We start from the raw sequence: 23,804 nt of genomic DNA, 5'->3' as shown, positions 1-23,804 counted from the left end.
GCATCGCTTGCAAGGGCGCCGGGATTCCTCCTGCGCCCGACCGGTACATGACGACGTGGAGGTCTCATGAACGGCACGCGCAAGCGTCGCGGGTATGTGGCAGCAGCAGCAGCGAGCGCGGGCATCGCCCTCGCGCTGGCGGCCTGTTCGAGCGGGGACGACGGGGGCGGCGGCGGAGGCAGCACGGACAGCGCGTCCTCCGACTGCGCGATCTACGACTCGTACGGCGACCTGTCGGGCAAGACGGTCTCGATCTACGCCGGCATCGTCGCCCCGGAGGACAAGCCGTACACCGACTCGTTCAAGGCGTTCGAGGACTGCACGGGCGTCAAGGTCGACTACCAGGCCGACAAGAGCTTCGAGCAGCAGATCCTGGTCCAGGCGCAGGCGAAGAACACGCCGGACATCGCCATCGTCCCGCAGCCCGGCCTGCTGGCCCAGCTGGTGGCCACGGGCACGGTCGTCGCCGCGCCGCAGGCCGTCGCGGACAACGTCGACAAGTTCTGGGACCCGTCCTGGAAGGACTACGGCTCGGTCGACGGCACGTTCTACGCGGCCCCCTCGGGCGCGAGCGTGAAGTCGCTGGTCTGGTACTCGCCGAAGCAGTTCAAGGACAACGGCTGGGAGATCCCGACGACGCTGGACGAGCTCCAGCAGCTGTCCGACGACATCGCCGCCACCGGGATCAAGCCGTGGTGCGCCGGCATCGCGTCGGGTGACGCGACCGGCTGGCCGATCACGGACTGGATGGAGGACATGATGCTCCGGGTCGCCAGCCCGGAGTCCTTCGACAAGTGGGTCTCGCACGAGGAGGCGTTCAACTCGGCCGACCCGACCAAGGCGCTCGACGCCGTGGGCGACTACCTGAAGAACGACAAGTACGTCAACGGCGGCTTCGGCGACGTCACGTCGATCGCGAGCACCGCGTTCCAGGACGGCGGCCTGCCGATCCTCGACGGCCAGTGCGCGCTGCACCGCCAGGCGTCGTTCTACGCGGCCAACTGGCCCGAGGGCACCAAGGTGGCCGAGGACGGCGACGTCTTCGCGTTCTACCTGCCGGGCGAGGCGGCCGACGACCACCCCGTGCTCGGCGCCGGTGAGTTCGTGACCGCGTTCTCCGACCGTCCCGAGGTGCAGGCGCTCCAGACCTTCTGGTCGACGGACGCCTGGGCCAACATCAAGGCGAAGGCCAGCTCGGACGACACCGGCGGTGGCTGGGTCACCGCCAACAAGGGGCTCGACACCGCGAACCTGGTGAACCCCATCGACCTGCTCTCCGCCAAGATCCTGCAGGACCCGAACACGGTGTTCCGCTTCGACGGCTCGGACCGCATGCCGGCCGCCGCGAACACCGCCTTCTGGAAGGAAGCGACCAACTGGATCACGGGGCAGTCGACGAAGGACACGCTCGACAAGATCGAGGCCGCCTGGCCGACGTCCTGACGTGAGGCCGGTCCCCGGGGAGTCGTCCGCGGCTCCCCGGGGACCGGCCTGCACAGCGTCAGTGCCACCGTCGCCACTCGTCCCTGTCCGGAGGTCCGATGCAGCTCGCCGACAAGCTCGGAACCATGGTGATCGCGCTGCTCGCGTTCACCCTCGTGATCGGTCTGATCCTGTTCGTGGTCGCGCTCCTGGAGAAGCGGGGGGCCAAGCGGGTCGCCTGGTTCTTCGTGGGGCCGACGATCCTGCTCCTGCTGATCGGCCTGGTGTACCCCGCGGTGCGGACCGTCGGGCGCTCGTTCTTCGACGCCGCCGGCAAGGCCTTCATCGGCGTCGACAACTACACGGCGATCTTCACGTCCCCCGACCAGCTGGTCGTCCTGCGCAACACCGTGCTCTGGGTCCTCGTGGCGCCGTTCGTCGCGACGGCCGTCGGTCTCCTGTACGCCATCATCGTCGACGGCGCCAAGGGCGAGGCCGTGGCCAAGTCCCTGATCTTCCTGCCCATCGCCATCTCGTTCGTCGGGGCGTCGATCATCTGGAAGTTCGTCTACGAGTACCGGTTCTACGACCCGACGCTCAAGGTCAACCCGCAGCAGATCGGCCTGCTCAACCAGATCATCGTGTGGCTCGGCGGCACACCCCAGCAGTTCCTCATCAACCAACCGTGGAACAACCTGTTCCTCATCGCGGTGATGATCTGGATCCAGGCCGGGTTCGCCATGACCATCCTCTCCGCGGCGATCAAGGCGATCCCGCAGGACATGGTGGAGGCGGCGCGGCTCGACGGGGTGTCGTCCTGGGGGATGTTCCGCTTCATCACCATCCCGACCATCCGGCCCACGCTCGTGGTCGTCCTCACCACGATCGCCATCGGCAGCCTCAAGGTCTTCGACATCGTCCGCACCATGACCGGCGGCCAGTTCGGCACCAGCGTCGTGGCCAACGAGTTCTTCACGCAGAGCTTCAGCGCGGGCAACCAAGGACTCGGCGCGGCTCTCGCCGTGCTGCTGTTCATCCTCGTGATCCCGATCATCGTCTACAACATCCGGCACATCCGGGCATCGGAGGCACGATGAGCGCCGTCGGACCCCAGCTGGACCTCAGCGGGGTACAGGGAGGTGTCGACGACCAGGCCGGCGACGTCCGCGGTGTCGCCGAGGCGACCAAGAAGCGCCTGACGTCACCCTGGGCGTCGCTCGCGGCAGTGGTGCTCGCGGTCGTGTGGACCGTGCCCACCCTCGGGCTGTTCATCAGCTCGTTCCGGCCGGCCGCGGACATCAACAAGTCGGGCTGGTGGACGGCCTTCAGCGACCCGAACTTCACGCTCGAGAACTACCAGACGGTGCTGTCGTCCGACAGCTCGTCGTCGCTCGCGCCGTACATCGTCAACTCGCTCGTCATCACGATCCCGGCCGTGCTCATCCCGCTGCTCATCGCGTCCCTGGCGGCGTACGGGTTCGCGTGGATGGACTTCAAGTTCAAGAACGTGCTGTTCGTCGGGGTGTTCGCGCTGCAGATCGTGCCCATCCAGGTCACGCTCATCCCGCTGCTGACCATCTACGCGGATATCAACATCGCCGGCACGTTCTGGGCGATCTGGCTCTCGCACACCATGTTCGCCCTGCCGCTCGCGGTGTTCCTGCTGCACAACTTCATGAAGGAGATCCCCGCCGAGCTGATCGAGGCGGCCCGCGTCGACGGCGCCGGGCACGTGACGATCTTCTTCCGGCTGATGCTGCCGATCCTCAAGCCCGCGCTGGCGGCCTTCGGCATCTTCCAGTTCCTGTGGGTGTGGAACGACCTGCTCGTCGCCCTGACGTTCGCCGGGTCGTCCCAGGCGGTCGCACCGATGACCGTCGCGCTCTACAACCTCACGGGGCAGCGCGGTTCGCAGTGGTACCTGCTGACCGCCGGGGCGTTCGTGTCGATCATCATCCCGGTGATCGTCTTCCTCAGCCTGCAGCGGTACTTCGTCCGCGGGCTGCTCGCCGGGTCGGTCAAGGGGTAGGCCTGGTGCGGGCGCGGCTGTCCTAGCCTGAGGCCGTGCCCGCACCCCTCCTGTTCGTCGTCTCCGGGCTGACGCAGTACCTGGGTGCGGCGCTCGCGGTCGGCATCTTCGACACCGTCGCGCCCGCCACCGTGGCGTGGCTGCGGGTCGCGGTGGCCGCGGTCGTCCTGCTGGTCTGGCGACGGCCCTGGCGCGCCCGGGCCCTGTGGACCTGGCCCGAGCTGCGCACGGCCGTGGTGTTCGGCGTCGTCCTCGCCGTGATGAACGTGGCGTTCTACATCGCCATCGACCACCTGCCGCTGGGCACCGCCGTGGCCATCGAGTTCCTCGGGCCCGTGGCGGTGGCCGCCGCCACCGGGCACGGCTGGCGGGACCGTGTCGGCATCGCGATCGCGGCGATCGGCGTGGTGCTGCTGGCGGGGGTGAGCCTCGACGCCGGGCCCGACGCCGTCATCGGGCTGGTCGCGATCCTCGTCGCGGCGGCCTGCTGGGCGGCGTACATCCTGCTCGGCCGCCGCGTGGCTCGGGCCGCGTCCGGCGGGATCACCGGCCTGTCGGTCGCCATGGCCGCCGGCGCGGTCGTGCTCGGGCCGTTCCTGGCCGGTGGCGCCGGGCCGGTGCTGCACGACGCCCGGCTCGCCGCCCTCGTCGTCGCGATCGCCGTGTGCTCGTCGGTGATCCCCTACGCGCTCGAGCAGGTCGTGCTGCGCCGGGTGCGCGCCGCGACCTTCGCGGTGCTGCTGGCGATGCTCCCCGCGACCGCCGCGGTGGTCGGCGCGGTCCTGCTGCAGCAGGTGCCGCACGGGCTCGAGGTGGTCGGGCTGCTGCTGGTGTCCGGCGCGATCCTGCTCACCGGGCTGGAGCGCGAGGAGCCCGCCACCGACGAGGCGCCGCCGCCGGCGTAGAGGCCGTCGTGGCGTTACAGGTACTGCCCGGTCGACGGGTCCCGGCCGTCCGCCTGCAGGCCCGGCATCGGTCCGGCAGGGAGCTGGCGGCGCGTTCCGGGCAGCTGGGCCTGCGCGGCCATCTGCTGGGCGACGAGCGCGGTCTGGATGCCGTGGAACAACCCCTCGAGCCACCCGACCAGCTGGGCCTGCGCGATCCGGAGCTCGGCATCGGACGGCGCCTGGTCCTCCACGAACGGCAGCGTGATCCGGTGCAGCTCCGCCACCAGCTCGGGGGACAGGCCCTCCTCGAGCTCGTGCAGCGACCGCTCGTGGATCTCCGCCAGACGGGCGCGGGCGGCGTCGTCCAGCGGCGCGCTGCGCACCTCGTCGAGCAGCTGCTTGATCATGGTGCCGATCCGCATGACCTTGGCGGGCTGCTCGACCAGGGACGTGATGTCCTCGGGGGCGTCGTCGTCCGGCGGATCCACGATCACCACGCGAGGCGTGTCGTCCTGCGGGGCGTCCTGCGCGTTGTCGGTCACCCGGGCATTCTGACCGACTCGCACCCACAGCGCAGCGGCTCGCGTCACCCAATCTGCGCGCCCGGCCTCGTCGCTAGGGTGGTCGCATGCCCTGGCTCACCACACCTGCCCATGCCCGGTGGCTCGAGGACGAGACCGACCGGCTGCTCGCCTTCGGCCGGGCCTCCGTGGTCCCGGGCGGGTTCGCCCGGCAGGACGAGGCGGGCCTCGCCGTCGACGGGCCGCTGGAGCTCTGGATCGCCTGCCGCATGACGCACGTCTACGCGCTCGGGCACCTGCTGGGCCGCCCCGGCTCCGCGGCGCTGGTCGACCACGGGCTGGCCGCGCTGACCGGCGCCTTCCGTGACGACGAGCACGGCGGGTGGTTCGCCGAGGTCGAGCGCGACGGCACGCCCCGCGACACCGACAAGGCCGCCTACCCGCACGCGTTCGTCGTCCTCGCGGCATCCAGCGCCGCCGCGGCCGGCCGTCCGGGCGCCCGCGAGCTGCTGGACCAGGCGCTGGCCGTCTCCGAGCGGTGGTTCTGGGACGACGAGGCGGGCATGGTCGTCGAGCAGTGGGACCGGGGCTTCGCCACCCTCGACGACTACCGCGGCGTCAACGCCAACATGCACACGGTCGAGGCCTACCTCGCGGCCGCGGACGTCACCGGGCAGCGCGTCTGGCTGGACCGCGCCCTGCGGATCGTCGAGCGCGTCGTGCACGGCTGGGCGCGCGACAACTCCTGGCGCATCCCGGAGCACTTCGACTCCGCCTGGGTGCCCGACCTCGAGTACAACGTCGACACCCCGGCGCACCCGTTCCGGCCCTACGGTGCGACCATCGGCCACTGGCTCGAGTGGGCCCGGCTGACCCTGCACGCCCGCGCCGCGGTGACGGCCCGCGGCGACGTCGCCCCCGCCTGGATGCTCGAGGACGCGGTCGCGCTGTTCGACGCCGCCGTCCGCGAGGGCTGGGACGTCGACGGCGCGCCCGGCTTCGTCTACACCGTCGACTGGTCGGGTGCCCCGGTCGTGCGCGAGCGGATGCACTGGGTCGCCGCCGAGGCCGTCGCCGCGGCCGCCGCCCTGCACGCCGCCACGGGCGAGGACCGGTTCGACGACGCCTACACGCAATGGTGGGAGTACATCGGCGCGCACGTGCTGGACCGGGTGGGCGGCTCGTGGTGGCACGAGCTGGGCACCGACAACGAGGTGTCCCGGACCGTCTGGGCCGGCAAGGCCGACCTCTACCACGCGGTGCAGGCGACGCTGATCCCGCGCCTGCCCCTGACCCCCGTGATCGCCCCGGCCCTGGCCGCCGGCCTGCTGGACTGACAGCACGCAGCGTCCGCACTCGGTGGGGCTCCGACCCGCGGGAGTGCGGAGGTTGCGTCAGGGGATCAGCAGGACCTTGCCGAAGGCGTCGCCCGTCTCCAGGAGGCGGTGCGCCTCGGCGGCCCGGTCGAACGGCAGGCGCGCGTGCACCACGGGCCGCACCGAGCCGTCGGCGACGAACGGCCAGGCGTGCCGGCGGACGCCGTCCATGATCGCGACCTTCTGGTCGAGCGGACGCGAGCGCAGCATGGTGCCGAGGATGCTGGCCCGCTTGCTCAGCAGCACGGACAGGTCCAGCTCGCCGCGGCGGCCCTGCTGCATCCCGATGACGACCAGGCGGCCGTCGTCGGCGAGCATCGCGAGGTTGTCCGCGAGGCCGCCCGCGCCCAGCACGTCGAGGACGACGTCGACCCCGCGGCCGTGGGTCGCCTCAAGCACGCGGCCGACGAGGTCCGGCTCGCGGTGGTCCAGCGCGACGTCGGCACCGAGGGCGAGCACCCGGGCGGTGCGCTGCGGGCCGCCGGCCGTCGCGACCACCCGGGTCCCCAGCGCGTGGGCCAGCTGGACCGCCGCGGACCCGACGCCCCCCGAGCCGCCGCGCACCAGCAGGGTCTCGGCGGGGGAGAGGCGTGCCGCACGCAGGTTGGACCACACGGTGGCCAGGGCCTCGGGCAGCGCGGCGGCGTCGACGGTGGGCACGCCCTCGGGGACGCGCAGGCAGAGCGCCGCAGGCACGGCGACCCGCTCGGCGTAGCTGCCGCCCGCCAGCAGCGCGGCGACGCGATCACCCACCTGCAGGTCGTCGGCGCCCAGACCGTCGCCGCGGGCGACGACGGTCCCCGAGACCTCGAGCCCCGGCCAGGCCGGCGCACCCGGTGGCGGGGGGTAGTGACCCGCCCGCTGGAGCAGGTCCGCCCTGTTGACTCCGGCCGCCGCGACCTCGACTATCAGGTCCAGCGGTCCGGGGGCGGGTTCGGCCACCTCGTCGACTGCGAGGACGTCCGGATCTCCCGGCTTCGTGATCACCACCGCACGCACGTCCGCACAGTAACCCCAGTGTCACCGAGGCCCGCTGCTAGCACACGACACCCGAAAGGGCGGTCATGTCGCCGTATCCCAGTGGGTGAGGTCCATGGCAAACTCACCCGCGGGCTAATGGTCCGGCGTCCAGCAGCCGATGAAGGCCAACGGGACACCTCGTGGGTCGACTGGCCAGAGGGAACGACCGGTACGACCTGGTGGAGACACCTGTTGTCGGAAGACGGAAGGGAACGACATGCTGCGACGGCTCGGCATCCGCGCCAAAGTGATGGCTGTCCTTGCCGTCCCCATGATCGTGCTGCTTGCAGCCGGTGGGTACATCTCGTGGAACGCCCTCTCCGAGCTGCGGTACGCCAGGGCGGCCGAGAGTGTCGTGACGACGCTGCAGGCCTATGCCCCGGTGTCGAGCGCGCTGCAGGCGGAGCGGCTCCTCTCGCTCAACGGCGGGACCCCCGAGCAGCTCGCCGCGGCGCGTGAGCAGACGGACCAGGCGCTCGCCGCGGTGCGTCCGATCACCGCGAAGCTCGACCTGAGCCAGTTCCCCCCGTCGGTCGTCGACCAGTTCGTCGAGGTCCAGCTGGCGCACAACACGATGCTCCCCGCCGTCCGCACGGGCGTCGACATCAAGTCCCAGCGTGCGCAGATCGAGCGCAACTACTCGCAGATCATCGAGGGTCAGCTCTCGCTGATGGAGCAGGTCTCCAACAGCCTCGAGAACCGTGACCTCTCGGAGTACATCACCGCCTACCGCGAGATCGGCACCACCGCCGACGACCTGGTCGTCGAGATGATCGACGGTGTGGCGCTGCGGTCCAACCCGCGCTCCCCGTCGCCCGCCGCGGTCCGCCAGTACGGCACGCAGGCCGCCGCCGTCGAGCTGGCCCGTACGCGTGCCCACGACGCCGTGACCACCCTGGGCATCGAGGCCCTGGCCTTGCCGACCAAGGACCCGAGCTCCAACTTCACGCGTATGCGGGCCATGATCGAGCAGGGCAACACGGCCGGCCTGGTCCAGGTCGACCCGGCGCGGTACGTCGAGGAGATCCAGAACCAGCTGACCAGCCTCGGCGCGCTGAACACCGACGTCCTGGCCGACGCGCACAGCGTCGCGGCCCAGGCTGCCGACGACGCCGCCGCCCGAGCGTGGATCACCATCGGCATCGTCGCCGCGGCCCTCGCAGCCTCCCTGTTCTTCGCGCTCCTCGTCTCCCGCTCCATCGTCGTCCCGCTGCGTCGCCTGACGAAGGCCGCTGCCGACGTCCGCGAGCAGCTGCCGCGACTGGTCGAGCAGGTGGCCGTGCCCGGTGAGGGCCCGGAGATCACGCTGGCGCCCATCCCGGTGACGTCCCGCGACGAGGTCGGCCAGCTGGCCGCCGCGTTCAACTCGGTGAACTCGACCACCGTCTCGGTCGCCCAGGAGCAGGCCGCGCTGCGTGGCTCCATCGCTGAGATGTTCGTCAACGTCGCCCGCCGCGACCAGGTCCTCCTCAACCGCCAGCTGTCGTTCATCGACTCGCTCGAGCGTGCCGAGGAAGACCCGAGCACCCTGGCGAACCTGTTCCGCCTCGACCACCTCGCCACCCGCATGCGGCGGAACGCGGAGTCCCTCCTCGTCCTCGCCGGCATCGACTCGGGCCGCCGCCTGCGCGACGCCATGCCGCTCTCGGACGTCGTCCGCACGGCCTCCTCGGAGATCGAGCAGTACGACCGCGTCGAGCTCGACCTGCAGGTCGACCCGCACATGCACGGCTTCAACGCCCTGGGCGCCGCCCACATGCTCGCGGAGCTGCTCGAGAACGCGACGATCTTCTCCGAGCCGGAGACGCCCGTCACGGTCACCACCGGCGTCTCGGGCCAGTTCGTGGTCGTCCGCGTCCTCGACCAGGGCCTCGGCATGAGCGACCAGGAGCTCGAGGCCGCGAACGCGAAGATCATCTCGACCTCCGCCAGCGACTCCCTGGGCAACCAGCGCCTCGGCCTCTTCGTCGTCGGCCGCATCGCCCAGCGCCTCGGGGCCGAGGTCAAGCTGCTCAAGGCCGCGCACGGCACGGGCACCGAGACCATCGTCAAGTTCCCGGCGACGCTGTTCGTCGCCAACGAGACCGCCCTGTACGGCGCCGGCGCGCCGGCTGCCCTCGCGGCGCCGCGCAACGACCAGGGCCTGCCCCAGATCGAGGCGCCCGTCGTCGACGAGGTCGACCTCGCCGCCCTCACCGACGGCCAGACCCCGCTCGGCCTGCCGCACCGTCGCCGTCGTGAGGACGGCTCGGACGCCGAGGTCGGCCCGATCCCGGTCACCGAGCTCGCGCAGTCGACCGGCCTGCCGTCGCGGTCCAAGAAGACGTTCGACGAGGACAACCTCGTCCTGCCCGAGGCCCCCGACGGGCACATCGCGCCCGAGATCCAGGCCGCCGGTTCCGACTGGAAGCCCGAGACCCTCGCGCCGCTCAAGGGTGGTCTGCCCAGCCGCAGCCGCGCCGCGACGTCGGCGTGGGCACAGCCGGAGGAGCAGACGTCGACTGCGGCCGCTGCCGCGCCGGCCCCTGCCGCCCGTGCCGGGCTCTTCTCCGGCTTCCGTGGCCGCACGGAGACGCCCGCCACCGCCAACGAGACCGACGAGAACCTCGTCGTGCCGGCCCTGCAGTCCGAGGACGACGAGCGCGCCCTGCCGCCCGCCCAGTCGAACGCGGTCCGCGCGCCCTGGATGTCGAGCGGTGCGCACGCCGCGCCGGTCGAGCCCATGGTCGTCCCGAAGCTCGTCGACGACGAGGACTCGTGGGAGGCGCAGGAGGCCACGCACCGCCAGGAGCAGAACGACGCCGCCGCCGCGCTCGCCGCGCAGGTCGAGGCCGCCCCGGCCGAGGAGGAGGCGCCCGTCTGGGAGCCGACGCCCGCCTGGGACGCCGCCGAGACCGAGGCGCCCGCCGCCGAGGCGTGGGACGCACCCGTCGTCGAGGAGACCCCCGCGTGGGAGGCGCCCGCCGCTGAGGCGTGGGCTGCTCCCGTCGTCGAGGAGACCCCGGCATGGGAGGCACCTGTCGCCGAGGCGTGGGCCGCTCCCGTCGTCGAGGAGATCCCCGCGTGGGAGGCGCCCGCCGCTGAGGCGTGGGCCGCTCCGGTCGTCGAGGAGACCCCGGCGTGGGAGGCCCCCGTGGCGTCCGACTCCGAGGCCTGGGACCAGGCGATCGTCGACGACGAGCCCGCCTGGGAGGCGCCGGTCGTCGCCGAGCAGGCTCCCGCAGCCCTGACGGCACGTGTGGCCACCCCGGCACCCGAGCCGGTGGCCGAGTTCGAGGCCGAGTTCGAGGCCGAGGTCGAGGTCGCCGAGCTGCCCGCGCCGGTCGCCGAGGTCGAGGTCGCCGAGCCGGTCGCCGAGGTTGCCGCCGAGCCGGTCGCGCCCGTCCAGACCTTCACCTCGTACAGCGGCTACTCGGGCTGGGGCGCTCCCGCGTCCGACGTGCCCGCGCCGTACGTGCCGTTCGAGCGCACGCTCGACGAGGCCCGTGCCTGGCACACCGGCGCCATGCCGATCGTGGCCGCGCCGGTCGCCGAGCCCGCCGCCGAGCCGGTCGCCGAGGTCGTCGAGCCCGTCGAGGAGCAGGCCGTCCCCGCCGACGACGCCGCCTGGCCGGCCCCCGCGTGGGAGCCGCCGACGTGGCAGGCGCCGCAGTGGGAGGAGCAGGCTGCCGAGGCCATCGCCGAGGTCGCCCCCGAGCCCGAGCTGGCCGTCGTCGACGGTGTCGCCTTCCGCCGGGTGTTCCTCGAGCCCGACCCGGAGCCCGAGTACGAGGGCGAGGCCGAGTACCAGCCCGAGGCCGAGTACGAGGCCGAGGTCGCTCCCGAGCCGCAGCCCGAGCCCGAGCCCGAGCCGCAGCCCGTCGCTCAGCAGGAGGCACCCGTCTGGGCCGCCCCCGTCCAGGAGGCGCCGGCGTGGCCGGCCTTCCAGGCGGCGCACCCCGGGACCGAGTCGCCGACGCAGCTGTTCACGCCGGTCGAGGCGGCAGCCGCCGTCACGCCCGAGCCGGTCGCGTACGCGCCGCAGGCCCCGGCCTACGACGCGGCCCCGGTCACGTTCGCGGCCCCCGAGCCCGCCGCCGCCCCCGCGTGGGCGCCGACGGCGTCGGCAGCAGCGCCTGCTGCGCCCGCAGCGCCCGAGGCTCCGTTCGCCGAGCTCGTGCAGACGCCGTCCGACGACGCCAAGGGGCGTCGCCGCTGGGGCCTGTTCGGCAAGAAGAAGGCCGACGAGGTCGTCCCGGAGCTCCCCGCCCCGGTCGCCCAGGCGCCCGAGCCCGTCAGCCCGGCCGCCCCGGTGCGGACGTCGGCGTGGACCTCGGAGGCACCCGCCCCGCAGGCGCCCGCCGGTGCCGACCCGTCGCAGTCGTGGATGGCGTCGACCGCGTGGCCCGCCCCGACGGCACAGGCTCCGGTCGCACCCGCGCCGGCCGCCCAGCTCCCGAAGGCGCCCGCTCCCATGGAGCCCGCGCCGGCCGGTTCGTGGCAGCCGCCCGAGTGGGCCGCGCGTCCGGGCGGCAACCCCGCACCGCACTCGACGGTCCCGCAGCCTGCGCTGCCGCCGTCGGTCGCACCCCGCGTCGGCACCCTCGACGACGAGGTGGCGGCGATGCTCGCCCTCCGGTCGGACATCCAGGAGCAGGCACTCTCCGAGCTCTCCCAGCTCTCGGCCTACCGGCCGGCGGCATCGGGTGGCAACGCGGAGCGCCTGACCAAGCGAGTCCCCACAGCTGTCCCGGCGACAACCGTCACCGAGGACGAAGGGAAGCCCGTGCAGCGTGACGCGGACCAGCTCCGGTCGCGTCTGTCGAGCTTCCAGTCCGGGACCTCCCGTGGCCGTCGCGCCACGGAGGACCCGTCCGGCCAGAACGGCGTGAGCTGATGACTGCCCCAGACCCCACAACCGTCGTCACCGCCATGGTGGCGTCTGACCCCGCAGTCATCGACTGCACCAGCAAGGAGGAAGTGTGACCGCGCTCAGCACCGAGGCAGCCAACTTCGGCTGGCTCCTGGACAACTTCGTCCGGACCGTGCCCGGCACCCGCCACACACTCGTGGTGTCTGCGGACGGTCTTCTCATGGCGATGTCCGAGCAGCTCGACCGCACCAGCGGCGACCAGCTCGCGGCCATCGTCTCCGGGATGTCGAGCCTGACCCGTGGCGCCGCGCGCCAGCTTCGTGCGGGGGAGGTGCGTCAGGCGATCATCGAGATGGACAACTTGTTCCTCTTCCTCATGAGCGTCTCGAACGGCTCCGTCCTCGCCGTGGTCGCGGAGTCCAGCTGCGACGTGGGCCTCATCGGCTACGAGATGGCGATGCTCGTCTCTCGTACCGAGGCGACCCTCACGCCGCAGCTCATCTCCGAGATGCGTGGTCAGCTCCCCGTCGACGGCGCCACCCGCGCGCCGGTGGCCTGAGGCCCCGGCCTCGGAGAGAGACTGACTCATGAGCGAGCACATCGAGTACGAGGCCAGAACGGTCCGGCCCTACGCCGTGACCGGTGGCCGCGTGCGCTCGGCGCGCTCCGACCTGCCTCTCGAGGCACTGGTCGAGGTGATGCCCGGCGCCGTCGCGAGCCAGGGTCTGCCGCCCGAGAAGCGGGCGATCCTGCAGCATGCAGCGTCCAACTACATCTCGGTGGCAGAGCTCTCCGCTCTGCTCCACCTGCCGCTCGGAGTGATCCGGATCCTCGTATCCGATCTGTCTGACCAGCAGTACGTGCGCGTGCACACCTCACAGCCGGTCGAGGTCAACACCGGTGAGTCCCCTGCCCTGTCCCTCAGCGTGCTGGAGAGTGTTCTCAATGGCATTTCCGCCCTCTGACGCCGCTGTGGCCGCTCCGGCGGGCACGGCAGGAAGCGTCGCACCCACAGTCGTCAAGATCGTCGTCGCCGGCGGGTTCGCCGTCGGCAAGACGACCTTCATCGGCTCCATCTCGGACATCGAGCCCCTCAACACCGAGGCCGCGATGACCGAGCACTCCGTCGGCGTCGACGACGCCGGTGGCGTGTCGGACCGCAAGACCACCACCACGGTGGCGATGGACTTCGGTCGCATCGCCCTGCCGGGGTCGCTCTGGCTCTACCTGTTCGGCACCCCTGGCCAGGACCGGTTCCTGTTCATGTGGGACGACCTGGTCCGCGGCGCCATCGGTGCCGTCGTCCTGGTCGACACCGACCGGCTCGACCAGTGCTTCCCGGCCGTGGACTACTTCGAGAGCCGCGGCATCCCGTTCGTCGTGGGCGTCAACTGCTTCGACGGCGTGGCCAAGCACCAGCTGGACGACGTCCGTGAGGCGCTGGCCATCCCGGCGCACGTGCCGGTCCTCTACACGGATGCCCGGTCGCGCGCGGCCACGAAGCAGGCGCTCATCTCGCTCGTGCAGCTCGCGATGGAGCGTCTGCGCAGCCGGTGACCCTCGAGGTCTCACCCGACCGCGGCCGGCCCCTGCAGGGGGGCCGGCCGCCGTCGTTCCCCGACGAGGTGGGGGATCATGGTGCCGTGACCGCATCGTCCTCCGTGCCCTCGCCGCGTCCGCGCGGCGACGACGGCGACGGGGTGGTGCCGCAGCCTCGCGCGGCGGGCGACGACGTCGAGCCGGCCGCCGACGAGCGGGTCTCCGACGAGCAGGCCGCCGACGAGCAGGCAGACGACGACGAGTCGTCCGTCGCCGACGAGCCGACCGCCGACGACGGCCCGGTCACCGACGGGCCCCCGCCGGTGCCCGTCCGCCCCGACGTGCCGAACCAGGCGTCGGCCCCCGCGCTCTCCGGGGCGATGCCGACGGTCCCGCCGCGCACGTCGGTCCTGCCCCCGAAGACGCCGCCGCGAATCTCGGGCCCGGCCCCGACGGCACCGCCGTCGACCGCCCCACCGCCGACGGCACCGCCGCGACGCTCGGTCCTGCCGCATCGAGTACCCCCGCAGACGCCGGCCCCGTCGCCGCCGGCCCCGCCCAGCGGCGCGACGGTCGCCGCCCCACCGGTGCGACCCGTGCCCACCGCCCGGGTCTATGCGGACGGATCGGCCCTCTCCCGCTACCTCGACGGCGCCCCCTGCCGCACGCAGTGGCTCACGTGGGTGGCGGACCACGAGGCGCAGCTGATCACCACGTCCCTCGGCATGACCGAGCTGCGCCGCATCGCGCGCCCCCGCGGGGTCGAGGCGACCGGCGTCGCGCACGACGTCGAGGAACGCGTCGAGGTCATCCGGTTCTCGGACCAGACGCTGCGCGCGGCCACCAAGGTCTCCGGGGTGCTCCCGCCGTTCATCGCCCTGCACATCGGTGCAGCCCTGAGCCACCCGGACGTCGCGGGCGTCGCGACGTACGACGTCCAGCTGGCCCAGGTCTCGGCGCTGCACGGGCTGGACGTCGTATCGCCGGGGTGGCCTGCTCGCTGGTGGGAACGGGCCGGGTGAACCTGCCGCTCGGCCCCCTTCCCCGGAGCGCTGGACCGGCCTAGTTTCGAGAGGTGACGGACACCGCGAGCCCCGAGACCGCCCCAGCTCCGACGGAGGGGACTCCCCGCCCCGCTCCCGCGTTGCGGCCGCACCGCCGCCGGGCCGCCGACCCGGTGGTGCACCTGACGCGTGAGGAGCGCATCGCCCGGGGCGCCGCGGCCCGGGTGCTCCTGCCGCGCGAGTCGTTGGCGGACGTGGGGGCCGGGTTCTCGCGGCCCGACCCGATCGAGCTGCTGGTCTCCCAGGGCCAGACGCGGGTGCCCGAGCTGGTGCCGCTGCGGTACGGGCGGATGGTCGCCACGCCGTTCACGTTCTACCGCGGCGCCGCGCTGATCCAGGCCTCGGACCTGGCGGCGACGCCCGACACGGGGCTCGACGTCCAGCTCTGCGGCGACGCGCACCTGTCGAACTTCGGCCTCTACGGCACGCCGGAGCGCCGGCTGCTGTTCGACCTCAACGACTTCGACGAGACCCTGCCGGGACCGTTCGAGTGGGACGTCAAGCGCCTGGTGGCCAGCATCGAGATCGCGGCGCGTGGCAACGGCTTCAGCCGCAAGGAGCGGCGCGACCTGCTGCTCAGCGTCGCCAAGACCTACCGGACGACCATCCGGGAGTTCGCGACGAAGACGAACATCGACGTCTGGTACGCGCGGCTCGACGTCGACGACTTCATGGCGAAGAACGGCTCGTCGTTCGCCAAGACTCAGATCAGGCGCACGGCGTCCACCGTGAAGAAGGCCCGGTCGCGTGACCACCTGCAGTCGGTGGCGAAGCTGACCGAGATCGTCGACGGGCACCGGCGGTTCCTGTCCGACCCGCCGTTGGTCACGACGCTGACCGACCTGCTCGGCCCCGACGAGATGGACCGGTTCATGGCGGGGATGGGTGACCTGGTGCGCGCCTACCAGGCGAGCCTGCAGCCGGACCGCCGGCACCTGGTCGGCCAGTACCGGGTGGTGGACATGGCGCGCAAGGTGGTCGGCGTGGGCAGCGTGGGCACCCGGGCGTGGATCCTCCTGCTCGAGGGCGTCGACCAGAGCGACTACCTGATCCTGCAGGCCAAGGAGGCGCAGCCCTCGGTGCTCGAGCAGTTCCTCGGGGCCAGCGAGTACACGCAGTCCGGTCAGCGCGTGGTCGAGGGCCAGCGACTCATGCAGGCCGCCAGCGACACCATGCTCGGGTGGCAGCGGACCCACGGCCTCGACGGCGTCACCCGGGACTTCTACCTGCGCCAGCTGCGGGACTGGAAGGGCTCGGCGGTCATCGAGACCATGGTGCCGGTCGGCATGCGCGAGTACGGGGCGCTGTGCGCCTGGACGCTCGCCCGCGCCCACGCCCGCTCCGGGGACCGCGTGGCCATCGGCGCCTATCTCGGCGGGTCCAGGGCGGCCGACGAGGCGTTCGCCGACTTCGCGTCGGCCTACGCCGACCGCACGGAGAAGGACCACGGCGCGCTCGTCGCCGCGATCGCCTCGGGGCGCCTGCAGGCGATCGAGGGCGTCTGACGGACCCTCAGCCGCGGCCCAACGCGCTGGCCGCGGCGACCACGAGGGACTCGTCGGTCGTCGTGTAGCCGTCGGACCCGCCACCCGGCCCGCCCGACTCGTCGACGTGCCGGCTCGCCGACAGGTGCACGGCGTCGACCCCGGCCGCGACCAGCGCGGGGATGTCGGGCGGCCGGACCCCGCCGCCGGCCATGACCTGGAGCCGGCCGGCGGCGGCGGCGACCGTGGCGGCCAGGCGCGCGACGCCGTCGATGCTGCGGGGGGCGCCGCCGGAGGTCAGGACGCGGACGACGCCGAGCGAGAGGAGGTCGTCGACGGCGGGCGCCCACGCCTCGAGGGTGTCGAAGGCCCGGTGGAAGGTGACCTCGCGCCCGTCGGCGGCCGACACCAGCCGGGCGACGGCGGGGAGGTCCACGGCGCCGGCGGGGGTGAGTGCCCCGACGACCACGCCGGCCGCACCCGCAGCGACGGCGGCCAGCACGTCCCTGACCTGCACGTCGAGCTCGTCGGCGGCGAAGACGAACGACCCCGCGCGCGGCCGCACGAGCACGTGGACGCCCACCCGGGACGGCACCGCGGCGAGCACGGCGTCGAGCAGCCCGATCGAGGGGGTCAGGCCACCGGTCGCGGCGAGCGCGGCGCAGAGCTCGAGCCGGTCGGCACCGGCCGCCGCGGAGACGACCGCGCCGGCGACGTCCTGGACGGCGATCTCGAGCCGGGTCACGCCCACGACAGCAACGGTGCTCCGGCGGCGACGGTGTCGCCGGGCCGGGCGAGCCGGGTGACCGCGTCGGGGGGCGCCTCCAGGCCGACCACCGGGCACACCGGCGAACGACCGCCGGCCGCCACGGAGGACGGGTCCCACGTGATGACGACCTGCCCGGCGGAGACGACGGCGCCCTCGGCGGCGTGCAGGGTGAACCCGGCGCCGCCCAGCTCGACGGTGTCGATCCCGAGGTGGACCAGCACGGCCCGCCCGTCGTCGTGCTGGACGACGAACGCGTGCGGGTGGAGCTTGAGGATGGTCCCGGCGATCGGCGCGATCACCTCGGACGCGACCGCGAGCGACGGGTCGAGAGCCACGCCGGGCCCGACCAGCTCGGCCGAGAACACCGGGTCGGGCACCTCGGGCAGCCCGAGCACCTGGCCGGCGACGGGCGCCAGGACGGTGAGGGCCGCCATCAGCGCAGGTCCTCGATGTCGGAGGCCAGGGTGTCGGCCTCGGGCCCGACGATCACCTGCACGGCGACGCCGGAACGGACCACGGCGATCGCCCCGGCGGCCTTGAGCCTGGGCTCGTCGACGAGCGAGGGGTTCTGCACCTCGACCCGCAGCCGCGTGATGCAGGGCTCGAGGTCGAGGATGTTCGCGTCCCCGCCCAGCGCCGCGAGGATCTGCTCCGCCTTCGTCATGTCCGTGCTCCTCACATCAGCTCGTCGAGGTCGGTCGCGATGAGGTCGACGTGCGGGCCGACGACCACCTGCACCACGCGCCCGGAGATCATCACCCCGAACGCGCCCGCGGCCCGCAACCCGGCCGCGTCGACCCGTCCCGCGTCGCGCACCAGGGACCGGAGCCGCGTGGTGCACGGCTCGATCTCGTCGATGTTGTCGACTCCTCCGAGCGCGGCGAGGATCGCCGCCGCCTGATCTCTGCCTTCGGGCTTCATCGCCGTCCTCCTGCAGTCGCTTCGGTCTGGTCGGGCACGGTGTCGCCGTCCTGCACGGGGCGGCGCCGGGGGACGAGGGCCGGTCGGGGCGCGCGCAGCGGCACCCACACGCTGTAGCGGTCGGACCGGTAGCAGGCGCGGGAGAACATGATCGCGGCGTCGACCGAGTAGGTCCGACGCTCCGCCCGCAGCACCGCGTTGGAGTCGCCGAGCCCGAGCAGCGAGGCCTCGGTCGAGGTGGCCTCGTCGGCGGACAGTGTGTCCTCGCCCCACTCGGGGGCGAGCCCGCGCTGCCGCAGTGCCTCGTACATGCTCGGCGGCGGGCCGGCGTCGAACAGCCCCGGGGCGAGCGCGACCGGGACCCACACCTGCTCGATGCAGATGGGCGTCCCGTCGGCGCTGCGCACGCGGTAGAGGAAGTGGACCTTGTCGCGCGGCTCGATCTCGAGCGCGGTCGCGACGTCCGGGGTCGCGGCGATCACCTGCGCGGTGAGGACGGTGGTCGCGGGCTCCATGCCGCGGCGGCGCATCTCCTCGCCGAACGTGGTCAGCCGCATCTCGAAGTCGATGCGCTGGGGGGCGACAAACGTGCCACGCCCCTGCTCGCGGACCAGCACGCCGTCGGTGACGAGGGTGTCGACGGCCTGCCGGACGGTCATCCGCGAGAGGCCGAACTGCTGGCTGAGGTGCCGCTCGGAGGGGATGGCGTCCCCGACCCGCAGCTCCTGCGCGACGAGGGTGGCGAGGTGGTCGCGCACCGTCAGGTACTTGTGCGCGGCGCCCTGCTCCGACTCGTCGTCCACGTGCGAACCCACTCCTTCGATGAGGCGGATGGTGCACCGACCGCTACAACCACACGTCGCGACGTGACCCTTGACACATCATGAGGTCTAGACCAGTCTGCTCGCAACTGGTCCAGACCAGATACCCCCAGACATTCCCCCAGGCACGTCGTCGACACCCAACGAGGAGTGCTCCATGACCACCGTCACCGCGGACACCGCTGAGAAGCGAGGCATCCCCGGCCTCGCGCAGCTGCAGCGCATCGGCCGCTCGCTCATGCTCCCCATCGCCTCCCTCCCGGCCGCGGCGCTGCTGCTGCGGCTCGGCCAGCCGGACATGCTGGGCGCCGACGGCCTCGGCGCCCACCTGCCGTGGATGGTCCCCGTCGCGGCCGTGCTCGCGGCAGCCGGCAACGCCCTGTTCGCCAACCTGCCGCTGCTCTTCGCGGTGGGCGTCGCGGTCGGCTTCGCCCGCAAGTCCGACGGCTCGACGGGGCTCGCGGCCGTCATCGGCTACCTCGTCTTCAAGGGCGTCAGCGACGCCCTCTCTCCGTACACCCTGGAGAAGGCGGGGGAGGGCGAGACGCAGGAGCTCATCAACTACGGCGTGCTCGGCGGCATCGTGATCGGCCTGGTCACGGCGCTGCTGTTCCAGAAGTACTACCGGATCAAGCTGCCCCCGTACCTCGCGTTCTTCGGCGGTCGCCGGTTCGTGCCGATCATCACGGCCGGGGTCTCGGTGCTCGTCGCCGTCGCCGGCGCGCTCATCTACCCCGCGTTCAACTCCGGCTTCACCGCGGTGGGCGACTGGGTCACCGGCTCGACGATCGTGGGCGCCTTCGTCTACGGCACGCTGAACCGGCTGCTCGTGCCGCTCGGCCTGCACCACATCCTCAACTCGCTGCCGTGGTTCCAGTTCGGCACGTACACCAACGCGGACGGCGTGGTGGCGCACGGCGACATCAACCGGTTCCTCATCGGCGACCCGACGGCCGGCACGTTCATGACCGGCTTCTTCCCGATCATGATGTTCGCGCTCCCCGCTGCGGCCCTGGCGATCGTGCACACCTCGAAGGCGAAGAACCGCAAGGTCATCGCGGGCATCATGGGCTCGGCCGCGCTCGTCTCGTTCGTCACGGGGGTCACCGAGCCGCTCGAGTTCGCGTTCGTCTACGTCGCGTACCCGCTCTACGTCATCCACGCGATCCTCACGGGGACGTCGCTGGCGCTGGTCAACGCCCTGGGCATCAAGGACGGGTTCGGGTTCTCGGCCGGCGCGATCGACTACGTGCTGAACTTCCGGATCGCGACGATGCCGCTGCTGCTGATCCTCATCGGGCTCGGCTACGCGGTCGTCTACTACTTCCTGTTCCGGTTCGTCATCACGCGCTGGAACCTGCGGACGCCGGGCCGCGAGGACGACGACGACGACGCGGTCTCGGGCAGCGCGACGACGGTCGAGGGCGTGGCGCCGGCGGGCGCCGCCGACGTGCCGACGCAGTCGACCGAGCGGCCCGTCCCCGCCGACGCACGATGACCACCGCGGTCGCCGCCGCGCTGACCCTGAGGGGGTTCGGGGTCAGTCCGGGCCGCCGGGCGGGAGTCGTGGCGCGCATGCCCGACGCCCCTCCGGCGCCGTCGCCCGAGCCGCTCGCCCCGGGCTCGGACCTGACGGCGGCGGCGACCGCGGTAGACCAGGCGGCGGTGCGGGTCCGGGACGCCCTGGCCCGCGCCGCCGACACGGCGACCGGCGAGGCCGCCGACATCCTCGCGGTCATCGCGGCGATGGCGGCGGACCCCTCGCTGGCCGACGAGGCACGCCGGCGGGTGCTCGACACCAGGTCCTCCCCGGCCCGAGCCGTGTGGGACGCGGCCGAGCTGGTCGCCGAGCAGCTGCGCGCGCTGGGCGGCATGTTCGCCGACCGGGCGACCGACGTGCAGGACGTCCGCGACCGGATCGTCGCCGAGCTGCTGGGCCTGCGGCCCCCGGGCGTCCCCGACCCGGGCCACCCGTTCGTGCTGGTCGCGCGCGACCTCGCCCCGGCCGACACTGCCCGGCTGGACCCGGCGAGGGTGCTGGCGATCGTCACCGCCGGCGGCGGACCGACGGCCCACACGGCGATCCTGGCGCGCTCGCTCGGCATCCCCTGCGTCGTCGCGGTCGGCGGGGTGCTGGAGATCGCGGACGGCGAGACCGTCCTGGTCGACGGGTCGACCGGCGAGGTCGTGCGGCACCCGTCGCAGGACGCCGTCGAGCGCGCGTCGCACGCCAGGCCGCGCCCCACCCGCCTGGCCCGCCCGGGCAGCACCGCGGACGGCCACCCCGTCGCGCTCCTGGCCAACGTCGGTGACCCGGCCGGCGCGGTCGCCGCGGCGGAGGCGGGCGCCGAAGGCGTCGGGCTGTTCCGCACGGAGTTCGGCTTCCTCGGCCGGGCGACCCCACCCGGCATCGCCGAGCAGGTCGCGGCGTACGCGTCGGTCTTCGCGGCGTTCCCCGGCCGGCGCGTGGTGATCCGCACGCTCGACGCGGGCGCGGACAAGCCGCTGCCCTTCGTGACCGCCGACGACGAGCCGAACCCGGCCCTCGGCGTCCGCGGCCTGCGCACCTCGTGGTCGCACCCCGGCATCCTCGACGACCAGCTCGCCGCGATCGCCCGGGCGGCGGCCGCCTCGGACGCGGACGTCTGGGTCATGGCGCCGATGGTCGCGACCGCCGACGAGGCCGACGCCTTCGTCGAGCTCTGCGCCGCGCACGGCCTTCCACAGTCGGGGGTCATGATCGAGGTCCCCGCCGCCGCGCTGCGGGCCGGCGACCTCCTGGAGGGCGCCCGCTTCGCCAGCCTGGGCACCAACGACCTCACGCAGTACGCGATGGCGGCGGACCGCGAGCTCGCGGGCCTCGCGCGCCTGTCGACCCCGTGGCAGCCGGCCGTGCTGTCGCTCGTCCAGCTCGCGTGCGCGGGCGGTGCGGCCCGTGCGCGGCCCGTCGGCGTGTGCGGCGAGGCCGCGGCCGACCCGGTCCTCGCCCCGGTCCTCGTCGGGCTCGGGGTGTCCTCGCTGTCGATGACCGCGCGCGCACTGCCGGACGTCGGGGCGGTGCTCGCGTCGGTCACGCTCGAGCAGTGCCGCGCCCTGGCGGCGCTCGCGCTCGTGCAGCGGACCGCCGACGCAGCCCGGACCGCGGTACGGGCCGGGCTGCCGGTGCTCGAGGAGCTGGGTCTCTAGGCGGTCTGCTGGAGGAACTGCTCGAGCGCCGCGATCGAGGCCTCCGCGTCGGCGCCGTCATCGGCCGTCGCCAGGACGACCTCGTCGCCCGCGCCCACGCCGAGCGTCATGATCGCGAGGATGGACGCCGTGGCGACCGGGTTGCCGCCGGACTTCGCGATGGTCACCTTGGCGGGGAGCTTGCCGGCCGTGGCGACGAACTGCGCGGCCGGGCGGGCGTGCAGCCCCTCGGGAAGAGCGACGACGACGGAACGCTGCATGGCCTGCCTCCAGGGACGGGTCGACGGTGACAGGGTCGACCATACTGGTCTAGACCAGAACGCGCGAGGGTGGTGTGGAAGACTCGTGCCGCTGCGAGCCGCGAGGCCCGCGCGGGAGGGCTGTCTGAGCGGCCGAAAGAGACGGTCTTGAAAACCGTTGGAGCGGGACAACCCCGTTCTCGTGGGTTCGAATCCCACGCCCTCCGCCCGTGCTCACACGTCCCGTCGCAGGTACCGCCAGGCGAGGAACGCGCACACGAGGCCGTTCGCCATGCCGACGAGCACGTCCGTGGGGTGGTGCATGCCGCGGTAGAGGCGCGCCGTCGCGACAGCGAACGGGACGAGGAGGCAGATCGCCGTCAGCCCCCACCGCAGCCACGGCCGGGTGATCCGCTGGCAGAGCAGCGCGAGCGACACGTAGAGCGCCGTCGCGGCGCTGGTGTGGCCGCTCGGGAACGCCGTGGTGGGGGGCGAGTCGTCCAGCAGCGCGACGTCGGGACGCCCGCGGCCGACCAGCAGCGACGCGGTGAAGAAGAGGATCGCCTGCAGCCCGAGCGCGATGGCCGGGACGACGGCGAGCCACCACTGCCTGGTGCGCCACCAGAACAGCGCCACGACGAGGACGCACACGGCGACGGCGTACTGCGTCTGGCCGAAGTTCGACAGCACCAGCGTGAGGGAGTTCAGGCCGGCGGCGCGGCGCGCCTCGAACCACCGGTCGACACCGGTCTCCGCGGGCAGGTCGTGCAGCGGCCCCACGATGAGGAGGCCGATCCCGACCATGACGAGCCACCACAGGGCGGCGGGGAGCACAGCCCGCCCGGCGAGGTCGCGACTCGCCGAACCGAACGTGGGGGCGGATGTGTCCAGCTCGTAGCGGTGCACGAACGTCCGGACGGAGCTGGGCTTCTTCGTCTCGCCGACGAGGAGGGTCATGAGATCCCTTCGGTGGGGGGCCGTGAGCTCCAGCCCCGGTAGCCGAGGTAGGAGGCGCCGGCCATGGAGGTGCCGAGCAGCATGCCGGCGACGACGTCGGACGGGTGGTGCACGCCGAGGAGCACACGGTCCGCGGCGGTGATCACGGTGGCGGTCGCGGCGACGACCGGGACGACGACCCGGCCACGCCGTCCGAGCAAGGGCCACACGAGGAGCGTGAGCGTGACGGCCGCGGCCGCGGTGTTCGTCGCGTGCCCGGAGGGAAAGCTCGACCCGGGGGCGTGCTCGAGGGCGTCGTCCACCACGGGGCGGGCCCGCTGCACGAGCCCCTTCGCGCCGATCTGCACCACCCACGCCGACATCAACGTGACGAGAGCCCACAGCGCGCGGGTCGACAGACCGTGCCGCCGCCAGACCCACAGGCACAGCAGCGCACCGGCGAGGTTGGCCCACACGGGCTGGAGCAGCTCCTGCCACACCACGAGCGCCCGGAGGAACGCGGGGTGCGCGCGGGTGAAGGAGGTCGCGGCGGCGATCACCTCCTCGTCGAACCGGACCAGCCCCGGCGACTCCGCTCGCACCAGGTACGCGAGGACGAAGACCGGGGCGGACGCGCCCACGCCGAAGGCGACGGCCGGCAGGAGGGCTCGGTGGCGGAACGTCGGCTGAAGCACCTCCGCAGGCTAGGAGACCCCGGGGGATTCGGCTCGCTGGGCG

Annotated in this window: 23 protein-coding genes and 1 tRNA gene; 14 read left to right on the top strand and 10 right to left on the bottom strand. The window is 72.9% G+C overall.

Translation table 11 applies throughout. The features are described 5' to 3' along the window. The first annotated feature begins 66 nt into the window (after positions 1 to 66). From AC1DWH_RS07970 to AC1DWH_RS07955, 4 genes are all read left to right on the top strand, one after another. Positions 67 to 1,443 carry an ABC transporter substrate-binding protein gene (locus AC1DWH_RS07970; RefSeq protein ID WP_477093202.1) on the top strand — a complete coding sequence of 459 codons (1,377 nt, stop codon included), beginning with the start codon at positions 67 to 69 and terminating at the stop codon, positions 1,441 to 1,443. A gap of 98 nt (positions 1,444 to 1,541) precedes the next feature. Further along, on the top strand, positions 1,542 to 2,519 hold the full coding sequence (locus AC1DWH_RS07965; RefSeq protein ID WP_477093201.1) for a carbohydrate ABC transporter permease: 978 nt from the start codon (positions 1,542 to 1,544) through the stop codon (positions 2,517 to 2,519). Continuing rightward, complete coding sequence (locus AC1DWH_RS07960) at positions 2,516 to 3,451, top strand: carbohydrate ABC transporter permease (RefSeq protein WP_477093200.1); 936 nt, start codon at positions 2,516 to 2,518, stop codon at positions 3,449 to 3,451. The genes AC1DWH_RS07965 and AC1DWH_RS07960 overlap by 4 nt, the downstream gene beginning before the upstream one ends. A gap of 35 nt (positions 3,452 to 3,486) precedes the next feature. Next, positions 3,487 to 4,356 (top strand): EamA family transporter, encoded by an 870-nt coding sequence (locus tag AC1DWH_RS07955; RefSeq protein ID WP_477093199.1) that lies wholly within the window; start codon positions 3,487 to 3,489, stop codon positions 4,354 to 4,356. A 14-nt stretch (positions 4,357 to 4,370) separates the two neighbouring features. Here the strand turns inward: AC1DWH_RS07955 and AC1DWH_RS07950 are convergent, their stop codons facing one another. Continuing rightward, positions 4,371 to 4,880, bottom strand: a complete 510-nt coding sequence (locus tag AC1DWH_RS07950) for a bacterial proteasome activator family protein (RefSeq protein ID WP_477093198.1) — start codon at positions 4,878 to 4,880, stop codon at positions 4,371 to 4,373. Between the two features lie 86 nt (positions 4,881 to 4,966). Here AC1DWH_RS07950 and AC1DWH_RS07945 point away from each other — a divergent pair, with 86 nt between their 5' ends. Continuing rightward, positions 4,967 to 6,196, top strand: coding sequence for an AGE family epimerase/isomerase (locus AC1DWH_RS07945; RefSeq protein ID WP_477093197.1), 1,230 nt, complete (start codon positions 4,967 to 4,969; stop codon positions 6,194 to 6,196). A gap of 57 nt (positions 6,197 to 6,253) precedes the next feature. Here AC1DWH_RS07945 and AC1DWH_RS07940 read toward each other — a convergent pair whose 3' ends face one another. After that, positions 6,254 to 7,234 carry an NAD(P)H-quinone oxidoreductase gene (locus AC1DWH_RS07940; RefSeq protein WP_477093196.1) on the bottom strand — a complete coding sequence of 327 codons (981 nt, stop codon included), beginning with the start codon at positions 7,232 to 7,234 and terminating at the stop codon, positions 6,254 to 6,256. A gap of 238 nt (positions 7,235 to 7,472) precedes the next feature. Between AC1DWH_RS07940 and AC1DWH_RS07935 the strand changes: the two genes are divergently transcribed. The 6 genes from AC1DWH_RS07935 (at position 7,473) to AC1DWH_RS07910 (ending at position 16,215) form a co-directional block, all read left to right on the top strand. Next, on the top strand, positions 7,473 to 12,131 hold the full coding sequence (locus tag AC1DWH_RS07935) for an ATP-binding protein (protein ID WP_477093195.1): 4,659 nt from the start codon (positions 7,473 to 7,475) through the stop codon (positions 12,129 to 12,131). Positions 12,132 to 12,216: 85 nt separating this feature from the next. Next, positions 12,217 to 12,666, top strand: a complete 450-nt coding sequence (locus AC1DWH_RS07930; RefSeq protein WP_028051268.1) for a roadblock/LC7 domain-containing protein — start codon at positions 12,217 to 12,219, stop codon at positions 12,664 to 12,666. A gap of 28 nt (positions 12,667 to 12,694) precedes the next feature. Further along, complete coding sequence (locus tag AC1DWH_RS07925; protein WP_456824043.1) at positions 12,695 to 13,072, top strand: DUF742 domain-containing protein; 378 nt, start codon at positions 12,695 to 12,697, stop codon at positions 13,070 to 13,072. After that, positions 13,053 to 13,664, top strand: a complete 612-nt coding sequence (locus tag AC1DWH_RS07920; protein WP_055916480.1) for a GTP-binding protein — start codon at positions 13,053 to 13,055, stop codon at positions 13,662 to 13,664. Before AC1DWH_RS07925 ends, AC1DWH_RS07920 begins: the two co-directional genes overlap by 20 nt. Positions 13,665 to 13,750: 86 nt before the next feature. Further along, positions 13,751 to 14,668: a hypothetical protein gene (locus tag AC1DWH_RS07915; RefSeq protein ID WP_477093194.1), complete on the top strand. Its 918-nt coding sequence runs from the start codon at positions 13,751 to 13,753 to the stop codon at positions 14,666 to 14,668. Positions 14,669 to 14,721: 53 nt separating this feature from the next. Then, entirely contained in the window at positions 14,722 to 16,215 is a 1,494-nt protein-coding gene (locus AC1DWH_RS07910; RefSeq protein ID WP_477093193.1) for a DUF2252 domain-containing protein, read from the top strand. A gap of 7 nt (positions 16,216 to 16,222) precedes the next feature. Here the strand turns inward: AC1DWH_RS07910 and AC1DWH_RS07905 are convergent, their stop codons facing one another. The 5 genes from AC1DWH_RS07905 to AC1DWH_RS07885 are packed head-to-tail and all read right to left on the bottom strand — an operon-like array spanning position 16,223 to position 18,687. Further along, complete coding sequence (locus AC1DWH_RS07905; protein WP_477093192.1) at positions 16,223 to 16,945, bottom strand: copper homeostasis protein CutC; 723 nt, start codon at positions 16,943 to 16,945, stop codon at positions 16,223 to 16,225. Beyond that, positions 16,936 to 17,397: a PTS sugar transporter subunit IIA gene (locus AC1DWH_RS07900; RefSeq protein ID WP_477093191.1), complete on the bottom strand. Its 462-nt coding sequence runs from the start codon at positions 17,395 to 17,397 to the stop codon at positions 16,936 to 16,938. The genes AC1DWH_RS07905 and AC1DWH_RS07900 overlap by 10 nt, the downstream gene beginning before the upstream one ends. Then, positions 17,397 to 17,627 (bottom strand): PTS sugar transporter subunit IIB, encoded by a 231-nt coding sequence (locus tag AC1DWH_RS07895; protein WP_456846213.1) that lies wholly within the window; start codon positions 17,625 to 17,627, stop codon positions 17,397 to 17,399. The genes AC1DWH_RS07900 and AC1DWH_RS07895 overlap by 1 nt, the downstream gene beginning before the upstream one ends. Before the next feature lie 11 nt (positions 17,628 to 17,638). Continuing rightward, entirely contained in the window at positions 17,639 to 17,884 is a 246-nt protein-coding gene (locus tag AC1DWH_RS07890) for a PTS sugar transporter subunit IIB (RefSeq protein WP_370502200.1), read from the bottom strand. Beyond that, positions 17,881 to 18,687: a GntR family transcriptional regulator gene (locus AC1DWH_RS07885; protein ID WP_477093190.1), complete on the bottom strand. Its 807-nt coding sequence runs from the start codon at positions 18,685 to 18,687 to the stop codon at positions 17,881 to 17,883. Before AC1DWH_RS07885 ends, AC1DWH_RS07890 begins: the two co-directional genes overlap by 4 nt. 175 nt (positions 18,688 to 18,862) lie before the next feature. On the opposite strand from AC1DWH_RS07885, the gene AC1DWH_RS07880 reads away from it, so the two are divergent. Together AC1DWH_RS07880 and ptsP are read left to right on the top strand one after the other, a co-directional pair. Continuing rightward, on the top strand, positions 18,863 to 20,203 hold the full coding sequence (locus tag AC1DWH_RS07880) for a PTS transporter subunit EIIC (RefSeq protein WP_477093189.1): 1,341 nt from the start codon (positions 18,863 to 18,865) through the stop codon (positions 20,201 to 20,203). Further along, positions 20,200 to 21,891 carry a phosphoenolpyruvate--protein phosphotransferase gene (gene ptsP / locus AC1DWH_RS07875; protein ID WP_477093188.1) on the top strand — a complete coding sequence of 564 codons (1,692 nt, stop codon included), beginning with the start codon at positions 20,200 to 20,202 and terminating at the stop codon, positions 21,889 to 21,891. The genes AC1DWH_RS07880 and ptsP overlap by 4 nt, the downstream gene beginning before the upstream one ends. Here the strand turns inward: ptsP and AC1DWH_RS07870 are convergent. Further along, positions 21,888 to 22,151, bottom strand: a complete 264-nt coding sequence (locus AC1DWH_RS07870; RefSeq protein ID WP_477093187.1) for an HPr family phosphocarrier protein — start codon at positions 22,149 to 22,151, stop codon at positions 21,888 to 21,890. The two genes, ptsP and AC1DWH_RS07870, sit on opposite strands and share 4 nt — an antisense overlap. 114 nt (positions 22,152 to 22,265) lie before the next feature. Here AC1DWH_RS07870 and AC1DWH_RS07865 point away from each other — a divergent pair. Beyond that, positions 22,266 to 22,357: transfer RNA gene (locus AC1DWH_RS07865), tRNA-Ser, on the top strand. 7 nt (positions 22,358 to 22,364) lie between these two features. Here the strand turns inward: AC1DWH_RS07865 and AC1DWH_RS07860 are convergent. After that, positions 22,365 to 23,087 (bottom strand): phosphatase PAP2 family protein, encoded by a 723-nt coding sequence (locus tag AC1DWH_RS07860; protein ID WP_477093186.1) that lies wholly within the window; start codon positions 23,085 to 23,087, stop codon positions 22,365 to 22,367. Further along, a complete protein-coding gene (locus AC1DWH_RS07855; RefSeq protein WP_477093185.1) occupies positions 23,084 to 23,761 on the bottom strand; it encodes a phosphatase PAP2 family protein in 678 nt (225 codons plus the stop codon). The genes AC1DWH_RS07860 and AC1DWH_RS07855 overlap by 4 nt, the downstream gene beginning before the upstream one ends. Between the last annotated feature and the right edge of the window lie 43 nt (positions 23,762 to 23,804).

The sequence above is a fragment of the Cellulomonas sp. P2_F12 genome (genome assembly GCF_056403775.1).
Note: the sequence above shows the minus strand (reverse complement) of the source record. Positions and strands in the feature narration are given on the sequence as shown.

Excerpts from the sequence above, each read along its gene's own strand:
- AC1DWH_RS07970 (WP_477093202.1), top strand. The coding sequence starts at position 67 with ATGAACGGCACGCGCAAGCGTCGCGGGTATGTGGCAGCAGCAGCAGCG.
- AC1DWH_RS07965 (WP_477093201.1), top strand. The coding sequence starts at position 1,542 with ATGCAGCTCGCCGACAAGCTCGGAACCATGGTGATCGCGCTGCTCGCG.
- AC1DWH_RS07960 (WP_477093200.1), top strand. The coding sequence starts at position 2,516 with ATGAGCGCCGTCGGACCCCAGCTGGACCTCAGCGGGGTACAGGGAGGT.
- AC1DWH_RS07945 (WP_477093197.1), top strand. The coding sequence starts at position 4,967 with ATGCCCTGGCTCACCACACCTGCCCATGCCCGGTGGCTCGAGGACGAG.
- AC1DWH_RS07935 (WP_477093195.1), top strand. The coding sequence starts at position 7,473 with ATGCTGCGACGGCTCGGCATCCGCGCCAAAGTGATGGCTGTCCTTGCC.
- AC1DWH_RS07925 (WP_456824043.1), top strand. The coding sequence starts at position 12,695 with ATGAGCGAGCACATCGAGTACGAGGCCAGAACGGTCCGGCCCTACGCC.
- AC1DWH_RS07920 (WP_055916480.1), top strand. The coding sequence starts at position 13,053 with ATGGCATTTCCGCCCTCTGACGCCGCTGTGGCCGCTCCGGCGGGCACG.
- AC1DWH_RS07900 (WP_477093191.1), bottom strand. The coding sequence starts at position 17,397 with ATGGCGGCCCTCACCGTCCTGGCGCCCGTCGCCGGCCAGGTGCTCGGG.
- AC1DWH_RS07895 (WP_456846213.1), bottom strand. The coding sequence starts at position 17,627 with ATGACGAAGGCGGAGCAGATCCTCGCGGCGCTGGGCGGGGACGCGAAC.
- AC1DWH_RS07890 (WP_370502200.1), bottom strand. The coding sequence starts at position 17,884 with ATGAAGCCCGAAGGCAGAGATCAGGCGGCGGCGATCCTCGCCGCGCTC.
- AC1DWH_RS07880 (WP_477093189.1), top strand. The coding sequence starts at position 18,863 with ATGACCACCGTCACCGCGGACACCGCTGAGAAGCGAGGCATCCCCGGC.
- ptsP (WP_477093188.1), top strand. The coding sequence starts at position 20,200 with ATGACCACCGCGGTCGCCGCCGCGCTGACCCTGAGGGGGTTCGGGGTC.
- AC1DWH_RS07870 (WP_477093187.1), bottom strand. The coding sequence starts at position 22,151 with ATGCAGCGTTCCGTCGTCGTCGCTCTTCCCGAGGGGCTGCACGCCCGC.
- AC1DWH_RS07860 (WP_477093186.1), bottom strand. The coding sequence starts at position 23,087 with ATGACCCTCCTCGTCGGCGAGACGAAGAAGCCCAGCTCCGTCCGGACG.